The following is a 14,973-nucleotide window of genomic DNA, read 5'->3' on the forward strand; positions in this document are numbered from 1 at the left end:
CGCGGGATAGGTGCGCCTGAGTTCCGCCCATACAGGGTCGGACGACCGCCTGAAACCCCAAACAAGACGTCAAATCCCCCGCAAAGCGAACAACCGCCGCAACCCCGCCGCCGCAAGCTTTTGCTCATGACTGCGCAACAGGTCCCTTGTGGGAGAAGGTGTCGCCGAAGGCGACGGATGAGGGGTGTTCCAGCTTGGCAAGGACGGCACTCCGTCCAACACCCCTCATCCGTCTCGGCGCTACGCGCCGATCCACCTTCTCCCACAAGAAGGGGAGAAGGGAAAGGCGGCCCTATCGCACCGGCGCTCCATAGACTGGCGTCGGAATGCCTTCCATGCGCGCCTTGATCTGCAGCGCCACGAATTTTGAATAGAAGCGCGACAGCGCAAGATTGCCGCCGTGGAACCACAGCGCTTCCTGCGCTGTCGGCTTCCACATGTTGCGCAACTCGCCTTGCCACGGACCCGGGTCGCCTTTCACGCCCGAGCCAATCCCCCAGCACGGCCCGACCTTGTCGGCGACTTCGCGCGAAACGATCGCCGCCACTGTCTCGTTCATCGAGAGATAGCCGGTGCAGGCGATGATTGCGTCGGCCGCCAGTTCCGTGCCGTCGTCGAAGAGGATGCCTGTCGGCGTCAGCGACTTGATCCCGACGCCGCTACGGATGCCGATCTCGCCGTCGATGATCAGATCGCAGGCGCCGACGTCGATGTAGAAGCCCGAGCCGGTGCGGTAGGCCTTCATCAGGAGCCCAGTCTCGTCGTCGCCGAAATCGATGGCGAAGCCGGCGCTGCGCAAGCGGTCGTAGAAGGCAGCATCGCGCGCCTTGATGACGTCGTAAAGCGCCCGCTGGCCTTGCGGCAGCAGCGCGAACGGCGTCGAGGCGACGATCATGTCGGCCTTTTCAGTGGTGATGCCGCGGGCCAGCGCCTTTTCCGAGAAGATCTCGAAGCCGATCTCCATCAGCGTGTCCGACTTGACCACCGTCGTCGGCGACCGCTGGACCATGGTCACCTCGGCGCCGCTCTCCCAGAGATCGACGCCGACGTCATGGCCGGAACTTGCCGCGCCGATGACGGCGACCCTTTTGCCGCGGAATTTCTCGCCGCTGGAATACTGGCTGGAATGCAGGATCTCGCCGTTGAAGACCTCGGCGCCCGGCAGGTCGATGCGCCTGGGCGGGCCATAAGCACCGGTCGCGAAGACGATGTGCTTCGGCTTCAGCGTGATGCGCTCGCCGGCGCGGTCGAGCTCGACCGTCCAGACCTTTTCGGTCTCGTCATAGGAGGCACTGACGCATGCCGTAGAGGTCCAGTAATTGAGCTCCATGACGCGCGTATACATCTCCAGCCAGTCGCCCATCTTGTCCTTGGGCGTGAACACCGGCCAGTTCTCGGGAAACGGGATGTAGGGCAGATGGTCGTACCAGACCGGGTCGTGCAGCACGAGCGAGCGATAGCGCTTGCGCCAGGAATCGCCGGCCTGGGCGTTCTTCTCGATGACGATGGCCGGCACGCCCAATTGCCTGAGCCGCGCCCCCAGCATGATGCCGCCCTGGCCGCCGCCGATGACCAGGCAATAGGGCTGCTGGCTAACGCCGAGGTCACGCGCCTCGCGGCGCCTTGCCTCCAGCCAGGTCTCGCGTTCCGGATCGGCCTTGTGGCGGACGCCCAGCGGCCGCGCCGGGCCTTTGCGCTCTTCAAACCCCTTGAGATCGCTCATCGCCGTGAACAGCGTCCGGCACTTGCCGTCCCTGAGGCGCATGATGCCTTGGCCCCACGCCGATGACGTCTCGAAAGAAAACCAGGCTTCGATGGTGCCTTCGTCCGAGGTGGCTTCGCCGCTGAGCTGCCATTGAGCAGGCCTTGTGGTTGCCAGCGTCGCCGCCAGCATGTCGCGGATCGCGGCCGCCCCCTCCATCGTCTTGATGTTCCAGGTGAAGGTCAAAAGATCGCGCCAGTAGCAGTCCTCGACGAACAGATTGGTTGCGGCCTCGACGTCGCCCGCTTCGAGCGCTCGCGCAAAAGAACCGAGCCAGGTGGCCGCCTGTTTCGACGGTGAAATGTCGAGCATCTGTCTTCCCTATCTTCCAGTGACGTTTGCGCTGCCGCCATTCTTACCCTGTCCCGGTTCTTTGCGGGAGAGGGTGAGGGCAGCGCAAACAGTCCGGAAGCTATGGCGCAGCGCAAGGTTGAAGCGACTGCCGCTGCTGTCAGGCCCGCGCGCGGGCCTGATCCGAACCGCTGTCCAGCCATGCAAGGTCGTCCGGCGAAAGCGAAATGTCGAGCGCCTGGAGGCTGTCTTCCAATTCGTCGAGCGTGCGCGGCCCGATCAGCGGGACGGACGGGAAGGGCTGCGCCAGGACGTAGGCGAGCGCGACGTGAATCGGGCTTTTGCCGAGCCGCTTGGCGAGCTCGATGGCACGGTCGCGGCGGCCGAAATTCTTCTCCGAGTACCAGACCCGGACCAGCTCCTCATTGTCGCGCCGGTCGCGGCCGGCGCGGTCGGTGAAGAAGCCGCGGCCCTGGCTCGACCAGGCGAAATTCGGCATCTGCCGGGCGGTAAGCCAGGTCTTCCACGCGTCGCTGGAGGAGGTGACGCAGCCTGCCCAGATCGGCTCCAGCATCTCGGCCAATGAGAAATTGTTGGAAAGTGCGCCGGGCTTCTGCTTGCCGGTGCGCTCGGCATAGGCAATCGCCTCGTCCATGCGTTCCATTGTCCAGTTCGAGCCGCCGAACGGACCGCGGATGCGGCCGGCCTTGACCTCGCGGTCCATTGCATCGACGAATTCGTCGACCGGCACGTCCGGATTGTCGCGGTGCATGAAATAAACGTCGATATGGTCGGTCTGCAGCCGCTCGAGCGACTGGGTGAGCTGCTTGCCGATGACGTCGGGATAGCAGAGCGGCGAGTGCGCGCCCTTGCCGATGACCACGGATTGCTCGCGCACGCCGCGGTTTTTCAGCCAGTGGCCAAGCAGGGTCTCGGTATAGCCGGAACCGTAGACGAAGGCCGTGTCGAACAGATTGCCGCCGGCCTCGAAATAGGCGTCGAGCAGGATGGCGCCCGACGAAAAGGTGCGGAAATCCTCGAAGCCGAGCGCCAGGCACGAGGCCCGCCGCGGCAGGCCCGGAATGCTGCGCTTGGGGATGGCGGTCCCGCCGGAGCGCAGCTTCCGTCCGGAGATCGTGTTGACGCGCTTTGCCGGTTTCTCGATGTCGTATTCGAGCCCGATCGCGGCACGCCATTTGTCGAGCACGCGCAGATTGCCGAGACTGTCGGCCCAGCCCATGCCGGGCCAGGCGAACTCCTGCTTCCCGCCGAGAATGGCCTCGCCGGCGGCGTCGACCTCGAACGCGTAAAGCCAGCCGTCCTCCTTGACCTCGACCACCTCGGTGTAACCCGGACGGATGATGCGGATTTCGCCGGTGCCGCCTTGCTGGCCGCCGGCATACCAGAAATCCGCGACCTCGATGCGGCCTTTGCTGCCGAGAATGCGCAAGACATTGTCCTGAGCGAGCGAGATGCTGCAGGAGACTTCCGCGACGATGCCGCCCGGAAAATGCAACAGCGCCGACGCCCATTCGTCGACACCGGATTGGCCGAGATGCGCAGTACCCACCACTTTGTCCGGCTCGGCGAAGGGCTTTCCCGCCGCGGCGCCGGCAATCAGCCGCGCCATCGACACGGGATAGCCGCCGACATCGAGGATGCCGCCGCCGGCAAGATCCTTGGCGTAAAGCCGGTGCTCCGGCATGAAGCCCGGCATGGCGAAGCCGAAGCTGGATTTGATCATCTTGATCTCGCCGATCGCGCCGGCACCGATCAGCTCGACCAGCTTGGCCGTCTGCGGATGCAGCCGGTACATGAAGGCTTCGCCGAGAAAGGTGCCGGCCTTGCGCGCCGCATGGATCATCGCGTCGGCCTCGAAGGCGGTCAGGCCAAGCGGCTTTTCGCAAAGCACATGCTTTCCGGCCTCGGCTGCCTTGATCGCCCATTCGGCATGGCTCGGATGCGGCGTCGAAATATAGATCGCGTCGACATCCGGATCGCCAAGCAAAGCCTCGTAGCCGTCGAGGATGCGGGCGCCGGGGAAAGCCTCGGTGAGCCCGGCCTTGCCGGGATTGCGCGCCCCTAGGGCGACCAAGGTGCCGGTGCGCGAATGGGCGACGCCGCCGGCAAAGGCCTTGGCGATGTTGCCGGGCCCGAGAATGCCCCAGCGAATTTTTTCTGGTTTGGAAGTCATGTCAAATCTCCGTGGGGTGGCCGCGAGCAATCGCGATCGGACAAAAGAAAGATGGGTTAGCGAATGCGTGCGCCGGTGGCGTCGAAGAGAAGCGAGCGGTCGGCCTTGATCGACACCACCAGGTCGTCGCCGTTGGCGCGATGCCGCGAGGCCTCGCGCTCGATGATCAGTTCTTCGCGCCCGCCCCCGGTCCCGGAATTGGCATAGACATAGCTCACCGATCCCAAGTGCTCGGCGACGTCGGCCTTGAGGGTAAGGTCGCAATCGCCCTGGCCGGCGTCGAAGAAATGCTCCGGCCGCACGCCGAGCACGACATCGCCGCCTATCGCAGGCAAGGCATCGGAAAGCGGCTTGCGCAGTCGCACGCCGCGATGGTTGACCAGCTCCACGATCGCCGCGCTGTTGTCGGTTCCGACCACTTTCGCCGCCAGAAAATTCATCTTCGGCGAGCCGACGAAGCCGGCAACGAAGCGGTTGGCGGGGTCGTCGTAGAGATCGAGCGGCGCGCCGATCTGCTCGATATTACCGGCGTTGAGCACGACGATCCTGTCGGCCAGCGTCATCGCCTCGGTCTGGTCGTGCGTCACATAGACCATGGTAACGCCAAGCTCCTTGTGAAGGCGCGATATCTCGACGCGCATCTGCACCCGGAGCTCGGCATCGAGATTGCTGAGCGGTTCGTCGAACAGGAACACTTGCGGCTCGCGCACGATGGCGCGGCCGATGGCGACGCGCTGGCGCTGGCCGCCCGACAATTGCCGCGGCCGCCGCTTCATCAGCTCGGCGATGCGCAGGATTTCGGAAGCCCGCTTCACCCGCCGCTCGGTATCTGCCTTGGGGTTGCCGGTCATTCTCAGGCCGAAGCTCAGATTCTGCTCGACCGTCATATGCGGATAGAGCGCGTAGGACTGGAACACCATGGCGATGCCGCGATCGGCCGCCTCGACGTCGTTCACCACCTTGCCGCCAATGGCGATCTCACCGTCGCTGATGTCCTCGAGCCCGGCGATCATCCGGAGCAGCGTTGACTTGCCGCAGCCGGAAGGGCCGACGAAGACGACGAATTCGCCGTCATCGATATCGATATTGGCGCCGTGGACGATCTCGAAGACGCCGAAGCGCTTGATGACGTTTTTGAGTGTGACTGCCGCCATGCTGATCCTTACTTGATAGCGCCGGCGGCGATGCCGGCGACGAAATGGCGCTGCAGAAGCACGAACACGACGAGCATTGGCGCCGTCAGCATCACCGCGCCCGCCATGATGCCGCCCCAGGACACCTTGGTGAGACCGATCAGCGTGCCGAGCGCCACGGGCGCGGTCATTGCGCCCGGCTTGGAATTGATCAGCAGCGGCCAGAGATAGTTGTTCCAGGAGGCAAGGAACAGGATGATGGCGAGCGCTGCCAGCATCGGCCGCGCCAGAGGCAGTGCGACGAACAGGAATATCCGCCATTCCTTGACGCCCTCGACCTTGGCGGCGTCGAACAGTTCGTGCGGCATCATCGAAAAGCTCTGCCGCATGAAGAGCACGCCCAGCGAATTGAACAGCGGCGGCACGATCAGCGCCACCCAGGTGTTGGCGAGCTTGAAGTCGCGCGCCACCATGATGAATTGCGGGATCAGCACGACCGCATAGGGCAGCGTGATGGTGCCGAAGATGATGGCGACGACCATGCCCTTGCCGAAGAAGTTGTAACGCGCCAGCGCCCAGCCGGCCATCGAGGTCAGCATCACCGACAGGAAGGTGTAGGTCACCGCCACCGAGACGGAGATGCCGATGGCACCGATGAAATTGGTGCCGCGCTGCAGATTGCTGACATTGTCGAGGAAATTGCCGTGCGGCAAAAGCTCGATGTCGGGGCTGAAGATGCCGTTGTCGGGCATCGTGGAAAAGACCACCATCATCCACAGCGGAAACAGCCAGACCAGCGCCAGCGGCGTCAGGAACAGATGCAGCGCGATGCTGCGGCCCAATCTGGCCTGGGAACGGCCGACCCGGGAATGGCTGATTGGGGAGCGCGAGGTCATTTCGGTTCCCTCGTCAGCCATATCTGCACCAGCGAAATGGCAATCGCCAGTCCGGCCATGGTGTAGGCGATGGCCGAAGCGTAGCCGAAATTGAGCGACCGGAAGCCCTGGCGATAAAGCAGCAGCCCGAGCGTTTCGGTGCCGCCGCCCGGCCCGCCGCGCTCGGTGATTAGGAAGGGCTCGGTGAACAGCTGCATGGTGCCGATGATCGACAGCACGGCGCAGAACACGATGATCGGCTTGAGCAGCGGCAGCGTGATGTAGAAGAACTGTTTGACCTTGCTGACCCGGTCCAGGGTCGCCGCCTCGTAAACATCCTCGGGGATGGACTGCAGGCCGGCGAGCAGGATGATGGCGTTGTAGCCGGCCCAGCGCCACGTCACCGCCATCATGATGACCGCCATCGCCGGGGTGACGTTGGTAAACCAGTCGACGTTGGGCAGGCCGATGCTGTTCAGCAATTTGTTGATGATGCCGTAGTCCAGATTGAACATCAGCCGGAAAACCGCCGAATAGGCGACCTCGCCGACCACGACCGGCGCGAAGAAGGCAAAGCGGAACAGGCCACGCGCCTTGAGCAGCGGCGAGTTCAAAAGCACCGCCATCACAATCGCTAGCGAAATCATCACCGGCACCTGGATGACAAGGATCAGCAATGTGTTCTTCAAGGCATTGAAGAAGGCCGGATCGCCGATCAGCCGGCCCCAGTTGAAGGTCGGCGCGAACCGCCACGGCACGGTGCGCGTCGCCTGGAACGAGATCAGGAAGGAATCGATGATCGGCCACAGCCAGAAGATCGAGAAGATCAGCAGATAGGGCGCAAGGAAGCGATACGCCGTGGCGTTCTGGTAGCGCATCGTTTTCCTCCTTTCTGCTTTTTCAAGTCTCTTGCCTTCTCCCCTTGTGGGAGAAGGTGGATCGGCGCGTAGCGCCGAGACGGTTGAGGGGTGCTGGCCGGAGTGCCGTCAACGCCAAGCTGGAGCACCCCTCATCCGTCGCCTTCGGCGACACCTTCTCCCACAAGGGGAGAAGGGGAGCCGCGCGCTCGGAGCCGCCTCGTTTAGATCACGACTTGACCGGCAGGCCGGTCGCCGCGGCGATCTGGCTTGCGGCATCGTCGAGCGCTGCCTTGGCGTCGGGATAGCCCCCGGCCAGATATTTGGTCTGCACCGCGCGGATGATGATTTCGGCGTCGCTCTGGAACGGCGTACCGCGGCTGGGGACGACCTTGGGCAGGGTGCCGAGGATGTCCTTCCACACGGCTTGGCCACCCCAATAGGGCAGGCCCTCGGAGACATAAGGGTCGTTGAGCGCCGAAATCAGCGACGGCACCAGGCCGAAGCCTTTCAGCATGGTGATCTGGCCCTCATTCGTCCCTAGCGTGTATTTCAGATAGGCGTAGGCGGCTTCCTTGTTCTTCGACACCGAGGTGATGGCGAGCGAGGAGCCGCCGAGATTGGCGGCGCGCGGACCGTCGGCGGTCAGGCTCGGCATCAAATAGACGCCCCATTTGCCTGTCCCATCGGGCGATTCGGTGCGCACAGTGCCTTCATACCAGCCGCCATACATCTGCGTGGCGACCTTGCCGGCGGTGTTGTTGGTGATCTTGGTGCTCCAGTCGGCAGAGGAAATGATGCCGGCGTCCTTCATCTCCTTGATCTTGGTCATGGCATCGACGCATTTGGGCTGGTTGACCGTGATCGATTGACCATCGGCGGAGAAGTAGGCGCAGCCCTGCTCGTTGGAGATCATGCGGAAGAATTCGGAATCGCCGTTGAAATCGGCGTTGGTCATCGTGACGCCGGGATTGGCGGCCTGGATCTTCTTGGCGGCAGCGATGAAATCGTCCCAGGTCTTGATCGAGGACGGATCGACGCCGGCCTTCTCGTAGAAGTCGCGTCGGTAGAACATCGCCACCGGCCCCGAATCCCACGGCATCGCATAGGCCTTGTCGTCCACCTCGAGCTCGGTGCGCTTGAAGTCGGGGAATTTTGCCTGGTCTTCCGCGGTGTAGCCGAGCGTGTGCAGGTCGACGAAGCAATCCGGGAACTGGCTCCAGTAGTTTTCCGCTTCGCCGTTCTCGATCGTCACGATGTCCGGCAGGCCCTCGCCACCGGCGGCACAGCCGGCGATCGACTTGTCGTAGGTCGGCTGGTTGCCGAGGTCCTCGACCGTGACCTTGATGTCGGGAAACTGCTTGTTGAAGCCCGCTATGGTGGCCTTCAGCGACGAAGCGGCGATATTCCAGCTCCAGATCGTGATTTCACCGGACTGCGCAAAGGCCGGGCTGGAGCCCAAGGCAAGCGCGAGCGCGGCGCAGGTCGATTTTATGCGCATTGAAATCCTCCCATTTCAGTTGCTCTCTGTTTGCGAGCGTGGCTAGACTAGGCCTCAGGAAAGCCTTGTCCGCGACAAAGGGAATAAGAAATGAGCGGAAAGTAAGATGCCGGAAAGGCCGTTTTACCAGCCTGGCGCCAGCAGCGTAGAGGGCCTGCCGCTGCTGCTGCAGATGTTCCACACCCAGCCCCTGGTGATGCTCAAGCCGCATTGGCATGCCCAGGTCGAGGTGAATTTCATCGTGCGCGGGGCCGTGCATTACCGCATGGACGGGCACGAGCTTTCGCTCTCTGCTGGCGACATGTGTCTGTTCTGGGGTGGCCTGCCGCACCAGATGGACGAAGCCTCCGACGATGCCATCTATGCCGGCGCGCATCTGCCGCTGGTGCATTTCTTCCGGCTGCATTTGCCGGTCGACGTCCGCAACAGGCTGATGACGGGCGCGACGCTGGTAACCGACGCCACCGACCGGTCGGACGACCACAATTTCGAGCGCTGGAACCGCTATGCCCGCTCCGGCGACCCGGTCAAGGCCGAGCATGCCGTCAACGAGCTTTTGCTGCGGCTGGAGCGGGTGCGCTTCGAGCCTTACCGGCTCGTGCCCGAAACTCCGGTCGAACAGGAGATAGGCAGTCCCTTCGATCAGCAATCGCTGCGCAATGTCGGGCGCATGTGCGACTTCATCGCCGAGAATTTCCTCTACGAGATCGATTGCGTCGACATTGCCGCGGCGGCCGACATCCATCCCAAATACGCCATGAGCATCTTCAAGAAATCGACCGGCATGACGCTCAACGAATATGTGAATTTGCTCCGCCTCAGCTACGCGCAGGCGCTGCTGATGCATCAGGATGCCAATGTACTGCGCGTCGCCATGGAATCGGGTTTCGGCTCGCTCAGCGCCTTCAACAAGTCGTTCCGCAAGCTTTCCGGCATGTCGCCGTCGGATTTCCGCAGGGGCGTGGCCGGCGCCAGATAAGGGGCCGGCTGGATTCAGCCTATAGTCTCCAGGCGCCTCGGCAAGCGGTTCATCGGCAGCGGCCCGTTCGCGGTGATCAGGAACTGGTCTTCGAGATTGAAGCTGGCGAGACCGTCGATGTAGAGCGGGATCTCGAATGCCAGCACCATGCCGGCTTCGATCACGACATCGCTGTCGGCCGAGATGAACGGCCATTGCTCGGAAAACACGGAATGGCCGACGCTGTGGCCGAAATGGCCGCGGCGATAGGAACGCAGGCCCTGGCGCGCCAGGCTTTCGCTGGCGGCGCGATGAACGGCGGCGAACGGCTTTCCGGGCATAAGCGCGGCAAGCCCATCGGCGAAGGCGCGTTCGGCTATCGCATGCAATTCGGCCTGTTCGGGCGACGGCGGCCCGAAGGTGAAATTCCGCGACATGTCCGAAGCATAGCCGTTCACGCTGCAGACCATGTCGGCCTTCAGCGGATCGCCGGCGGCGGCGACCGCATCGGCGCTTTTTGGGCGAGCGCCCAGCGTGACGTATTCGGCCGTCGCGATTTGCTGCGATAACCCGGCGGCTGCATCGGCGATGCCTTGCCGGTAGAGCGCGACCAGATCCGACTGACGCATGCCGACCGCTGCATGCTGCTGCAGCCGCGACAGGCCGGCTTCCGACAGGACGATGCCCTGCTGCAGAAGGTCGATCTCGCTTTGCGATTTGATTGCCCGCAGCCTGTCGAGGATCGGCGAGCCGTTGACCAGGGCCGTGCCGGGCAACATCGCCTGCATCGCGGACAAATCGCTGGCCGAGACAAAATCCAGCTCGATGCCGAGCGTTGCACGCTCCAGCCCGAATTCGGCGAGCATCGTCTTCAGCTCGCGGACAGAGCGGGCAAGCTCAAAGGTCGCTGGACGTGCAAAACCGGGGGCGCGGCCAACCAGGCCGGCCTCGATGCGCTGCGCAACGGGCCGGCCGGCCGTCGCCGGCTCAAGCGACGCGGATTCGATCCAGATCGGATGCGTGCGCACCACGGCATCCGCCACCGCCGCCCGGAACTGGGCAGCCTGGAAATCGGCAACCACTACGCCGATCGGCAGGTCGTCTCGTCTCGGGATGACCACGAAACCGGCGCCGGCCCGGCGGAACAGGCCGGCCGGGCCGATCCAGGCGCCGGTGGCATATTGGAATGCCTCAGGCTCGCAAAGCACCAATGCCTCGATATTGGCACGCTGCATCAGGTCTGTTGCGCGTTCTCGGTCGACAAAGCCGGTCACGGGATCTCCTCGCATGCAATCGAATCCGACGCCGATGCGGCGGCGTTTGGCCTCAGCGTAGCTTCAGTGCCGCTGTGGAGCAGCTTTTTTCTGGAAGCGCTGTTGACCTGCCGACCCTAAAAGCGCGTTGCGTTCGACCGGCCTCATGCGACGCGCTTCAGGTTCTTGTTTCATGCATGTCGGTGTCGCAAAACCGCTGCACAGTTTTGCGCGACATGCATCAAAGGCCTTGAGAGTTCGAACGCCAGGCGGGGAAACGAAAAAAAGCCGCGGCGAACCACGGCTTTCAACGCGACAAGTTGTCAGTTTCGAATGCTTACTCGGTTTCGTCAGAGGTGTCGTCGGCAGTGTTTGCCGCGTCTTTCGCGGCCTTCCTATCCAGCGCTGCCTGCAGGGCCAGGGTGGCCTGCGGTGAGGCCGGTGTCGTGGCAACGACCGCCATTGCATGAGCAACTCCGGTCGTCGACTTGTCCTTGGCCGCGGCCGAGGTGGCGGCTCCGTGTCCCTGCGAGCCGGCCCCAGCCGAGTTTCCGCCGTTGCCGTGGCTGCCGCCATTGCCGTTCCCGCCGCCATTGCCGCCGGGGGCAGCGAGGACCGGAGACGCGACAAGGGTGAGAGCGGCCGCCGCTGCGAATAGATAGGTGCGCGTTTTCATAATTCCTCCTTCGAGTGGCCCTCCCGCCAGGATGGGTTCCAGTGAGAAACGTGAGGACTTTCCAAAGTGGAGCCCGCTGTCCAACAAGTTCCGTTCAAATAGAGCATTCTGCAAGACGGACCTTGGTCCGAGGACGACACGCAAAAGTCCTGAATTCTATCTGCAGCGTACTTGGCGCGACCGCAGCGCCTGCTGGCAAGTGCGTCCTGTGCCGCCCAAATGCGAAAAAGCCGCGGCGGACCGCGGCTTTTCGATGCTTGATTTCCCTTGAGAGAAACTGGAGCGGGTGAAGCGATTCGAACGCTCGACCCCAACCTTGGCAAGGTTGTGCTCTACCCCTGAGCTACACCCGCTCGCGCGGCTTTCGGGCCGCAAGCCGCGCCTATATGGCTGAAGAGCGCGGCGATTGCAACAGGGAATTCGCAGGCTTTTTGCTTCGCCGGCAATGCGGACAAGCCGTCCCGCGACACGTCGCAAGGCAATCACCCCTGCATTGCGCGACGGGCTTGTCTTGGCCGCATCATTGGCCGTAAACGGCGTAGGCCGAACAAGCCGTTGAAAGCGGGCCATCAGAAGAAAGACCGATGCCGAAGACCGAAGCCGACCTTTTCGCCTTTCTTGCCGGACTCGGGATCGAGGTATCGACACAGCGGCATCCGCCGCTGTTCACTGTCGCCGATTCGCAGGTGCTGCGCGGCGAGATCGCCGGCGGCCACACCAAGAACCTGTTCCTCAAGGACAAGAAAGATAATTTCTTCCTGGTCAGCGTCGGCGAGGAGGCGGTGGTCGATCTAAAGCAGATCCATCATCTGATCGGCGCCGCGGGCCGCGTGTCTTTCGGCCGGCCGGAGATGCTGATGGAGCTTCTCGGCGTCGTCCCGGGCGCGGTCACCGTTTTCGGGCTGATCAACGACACGGAGCGAAGGGTCAAGGTCGTTCTCGACGAGGAGCTGATGAGCCATGCTGTGGTCAACGCCCACCCGCTGACCAATGAGGCGACGACTTCCATCGCCGCCACGGACCTGGTCAAATTCGTCGAGGCAACCGGACATGATGCTGTTATCTTGAAAGTCTCGGCATGATCGCCACATGGGTGACTGAAACCGGGTTCTGAAGAAGGATGTTGCGCCTGTCCCTTGGCCGGCGGCGCGACCGAAAGGGCGACGAGATGAGCGATAGCAACCCCTTTGGCCGCCCATTTGGCAGCAATGGCGGTCAGTATGCCACCACCGTGCAGTATGGCGGCACCGATGCCGCGCGTGAGAAGGTCGCACTTGCGGAGGTGCCGGCCGACGTCATCAAGGACACCACGACCGCTGGATTTGCCGCCGACGTCATCCAGGAATCGCGCCGCCAGCCGGTGCTGGTCGATTTCTGGGCGCCATGGTGCGGCCCCTGCAAGCAATTGACCCCGCTGCTGGAAAAGGCGGTGAAAGCCGCCGGCGGCAAGGTCAAGCTGGTCAAGATGAACATCGAGGACCATCCATCGATCGCCGGCCAGCTCGGCATCCAGTCGATACCGGCGGTCATTGCCTTCAAGGACGGCCAGCCGGTCGACGGCTTCATGGGCGCCATTCCCGAGAGCCAGATCACGCAATTCATCCAGAAGGTCGGCGGCAAGGATGGTGGCGCACCGCAAGTGGCCGAGGCGCTGGCCGCGGCCGCCGAGGCGCGCGAGGCCGGTGACGTGCAGACCGCGGCCGACATCTACGACGCTATCCTGGAACAGGCGCCGGAGACGATCGAGGCGATCGCCGGCTTGGGCGATCTGCTGTTCGAGGCCGGCGATACCGAAGGTGCCGATGCGATGCTGGCGCGGGCGCCGGAGGCAAAGAAGGATGCGCCGCAGCTCGCCGCGCTGCGCGCCAAGATGGCGCTCGCCGCGCAAGCAGCAGTGCTCGGCAATCCGGCGGAACTGGAACGGCGGCTGGCCGAAAATCCCGGGGATCACCAGGTGCGGTTCGAGCTTGCGATGATCCAGAACGCCAAGGGTGATCGCATGGCGGCGGCCGACAATCTGCTGGCGATCATCAAGGCCGACCGCTCGTGGAACGACGATGGCGCCAGAACCCAGTTGCTGCAGCTCTTCGAGGCATGGGGCATGACCGACGAGGCAACGCTGTCGGCACGGCGCAAACTGTCGTCGCTGCTGTTTTCCTGAGCTGGCGCAGACTGTTTTGTCCGGCGGGCTTGCGGTCGGCGGCGGCTGCGCCAGATTAGGTTTTCGGACGGCATTCGATTTCGGGTTTCCGGTGTCGCGCCTTGTGCCGGCCGGGAGGAGACGGGTTTGGTGCGCTTCCTGACGAAGCGATCGGAGGATTGAGGTGCAGGCGGGAAACGCGCATTACCGGCTCGCTGCGGACTTACCGTCGACCATGCCGATCTTTCCGCTTGAGGGCGCATTGCTGCTGCCGGGAGGCCGCATGCCGCTCAACATCTTCGAGCCGCGCTATCTGCAGATGGTCGATGAGGCGATCGCCGGGGCGCGGCTGATCGGCATGATCCAGCCCAGCCTCGACGGTGCGCTGCGTCCCGACGGCGAGCCGGAACTCTGCAATGTCGGCTGTGCCGGGCGCATCATCGCGCTGTCCGAGAGCGGCGACGGTCGTTATCTGATTTCGCTGCAGGGCGTGTGCCGGTTCCGCATTGTCCAGGAACTCACCGTCAGGACGCCGTTTCGCCAGTGCCGGTTGGCACCCTTTCTCACCGATCTCGACGACGACCAGGCGGAAGCCGAGATCGACCGGCCGGCGCTGCTCAAAGCGTTTCGCGCCTATCTGCAGGCCAACGATCTGGAGGCCGACTGGGAAAGCGTCAGCCGCGCCGAAAACGCCATGCTGGTCAACGCGCTGTCGATGATGGCGCCCTACGGGCCGGCCGAGAAACAGGCGCTGCTCGAAGCGGCCGATCTAAAGACACGTGCCGAAACGCTGATCGCCATCACCGAAATGGCGCTGGCGCGCGACAATGAGGATTTCGGTTCGAGTTTGCAGTAGGCTCTTGCCTTCTCCCCTTGTGGGAGAAGGTGGATTGGCGCGCAGCGCCGAGACGGTTGAGGGGTGCTGGACGGAGTGCCGTCGGTGCCAAGCTGGAACACCCCTCATCCGACCGAGGTTCGCTCGGCCACCTTCTCCTACAAGGGGAGAAGGGAAGTCCGCGCGCGAAACCCCGAAGCGGTTGCCTTGTGGAAGGACGGATCGAATGGCGGATGGACGTGACGGGAACAGGACTGTCGATCCCAAGCTGCTGGAACTGCTGGCCTGCCCGCTGACCAAGGGGCCGCTTGCCTGGGATCCGGAGCGCGGCGAGCTTGTCTCGCGGGTGGCAAAGCTTGCCTATCCGGTGCGGGACGGCATTCCGATCATGCTGCCATCGGAGGCGCGGGTCATCGCCATAGACGATGCCATGCCACCGCCGCGCCTGGGTGGCTCGGAATAAGGGCCGCTCCGCAGCGATCCTTCGCGCCCCCCTTG

13 protein-coding genes and 1 tRNA gene are annotated in these 14,973 nt (G+C 63.5%); 5 read left to right on the forward strand and 9 right to left on the reverse strand.

All coding sequences use genetic code 11. The features are described 5' to 3' along the window. Nucleotides 1–292 precede the first annotated feature (292 nt). The 6 genes from NKH63_RS27145 to NKH63_RS27170 form a co-directional block, all read right to left on the reverse strand. Nucleotides 293–2,074: an NAD(P)-binding domain-containing protein gene (locus tag NKH63_RS27145; RefSeq protein ID WP_352481106.1), complete on the reverse strand. Its 1,782-nt coding sequence runs from the start codon at nucleotides 2,072–2,074 to the stop codon at nucleotides 293–295. A 139-nt stretch (nucleotides 2,075–2,213) separates the two neighbouring features. Further along, the gene (locus NKH63_RS27150; protein WP_352919580.1) at nucleotides 2,214–4,247 is read right to left on the reverse strand and encodes an aldo/keto reductase; all 2,034 of its coding nucleotides are present in this window, start codon (nucleotides 4,245–4,247) and stop codon (nucleotides 2,214–2,216) included. A 56-nt stretch (nucleotides 4,248–4,303) separates the two neighbouring features. Then, nucleotides 4,304–5,401 (reverse strand): ABC transporter ATP-binding protein, encoded by a 1,098-nt coding sequence (locus NKH63_RS27155; protein WP_352481104.1) that lies wholly within the window; start codon nucleotides 5,399–5,401, stop codon nucleotides 4,304–4,306. 8 nt (nucleotides 5,402–5,409) lie between these two features. Then, nucleotides 5,410–6,276, reverse strand: coding sequence for a carbohydrate ABC transporter permease (locus NKH63_RS27160; RefSeq protein WP_352481103.1), 867 nt, complete (start codon nucleotides 6,274–6,276; stop codon nucleotides 5,410–5,412). Then, nucleotides 6,273–7,133 (reverse strand): carbohydrate ABC transporter permease, encoded by an 861-nt coding sequence (locus tag NKH63_RS27165; RefSeq protein WP_352481102.1) that lies wholly within the window; start codon nucleotides 7,131–7,133, stop codon nucleotides 6,273–6,275. Before NKH63_RS27165 ends, NKH63_RS27160 begins: the two co-directional genes overlap by 4 nt. A 208-nt stretch (nucleotides 7,134–7,341) precedes the next feature. Beyond that, entirely contained in the window at nucleotides 7,342–8,613 is a 1,272-nt protein-coding gene (locus NKH63_RS27170; protein ID WP_352481101.1) for an ABC transporter substrate-binding protein, read from the reverse strand. A 106-nt stretch (nucleotides 8,614–8,719) separates the two neighbouring features. On the opposite strand from NKH63_RS27170, the gene NKH63_RS27175 reads away from it, so the two are divergent. Continuing rightward, nucleotides 8,720–9,592, forward strand: coding sequence for a helix-turn-helix domain-containing protein (locus NKH63_RS27175; RefSeq protein ID WP_352919584.1), 873 nt, complete (start codon nucleotides 8,720–8,722; stop codon nucleotides 9,590–9,592). 14 nt (nucleotides 9,593–9,606) lie between these two features. Here the strand turns inward: NKH63_RS27175 and NKH63_RS27180 are convergent, their stop codons facing one another. From NKH63_RS27180 to NKH63_RS27190, 3 genes are all read right to left on the reverse strand, one after another. Next, nucleotides 9,607–10,845, reverse strand: coding sequence for a M24 family metallopeptidase (locus NKH63_RS27180; RefSeq protein WP_352919587.1), 1,239 nt, complete (start codon nucleotides 10,843–10,845; stop codon nucleotides 9,607–9,609). 316 nt (nucleotides 10,846–11,161) lie between these two features. Continuing rightward, nucleotides 11,162–11,500 (reverse strand): hypothetical protein, encoded by a 339-nt coding sequence (locus NKH63_RS27185; protein ID WP_023720576.1) that lies wholly within the window; start codon nucleotides 11,498–11,500, stop codon nucleotides 11,162–11,164. Between the two features lie 278 nt (nucleotides 11,501–11,778). Further along, nucleotides 11,779–11,853, reverse strand: a tRNA-Gly gene (locus NKH63_RS27190). A 231-nt stretch (nucleotides 11,854–12,084) separates the two neighbouring features. On the opposite strand from NKH63_RS27190, the gene NKH63_RS27195 reads away from it, so the two are divergent. The 4 genes from NKH63_RS27195 (at nucleotide 12,085) to NKH63_RS27210 (ending at nucleotide 14,938) form a co-directional block, all read left to right on the forward strand. Next, entirely contained in the window at nucleotides 12,085–12,582 is a 498-nt protein-coding gene (locus NKH63_RS27195) for a prolyl-tRNA synthetase associated domain-containing protein (RefSeq protein ID WP_352516121.1), read from the forward strand. A gap of 86 nt (nucleotides 12,583–12,668) precedes the next feature. After that, a complete protein-coding gene (gene trxA / locus NKH63_RS27200; RefSeq protein ID WP_352919591.1) occupies nucleotides 12,669–13,661 on the forward strand; it encodes a thioredoxin in 993 nt (330 codons plus the stop codon). A 163-nt stretch (nucleotides 13,662–13,824) separates the two neighbouring features. Then, on the forward strand, nucleotides 13,825–14,496 hold the full coding sequence (locus NKH63_RS27205; protein ID WP_023720579.1) for an LON peptidase substrate-binding domain-containing protein: 672 nt from the start codon (nucleotides 13,825–13,827) through the stop codon (nucleotides 14,494–14,496). Between the two features lie 205 nt (nucleotides 14,497–14,701). Beyond that, complete coding sequence (locus NKH63_RS27210) at nucleotides 14,702–14,938, forward strand: Trm112 family protein (protein WP_023720580.1); 237 nt, start codon at nucleotides 14,702–14,704, stop codon at nucleotides 14,936–14,938. Nucleotides 14,939–14,973 lie beyond the last annotated feature (35 nt).

It is taken from the genome of Mesorhizobium sp. M0960 (assembly GCF_040319055.1).
In the GTDB taxonomy this organism is placed as follows: domain Bacteria; phylum Pseudomonadota; class Alphaproteobacteria; order Rhizobiales; family Rhizobiaceae; genus Mesorhizobium.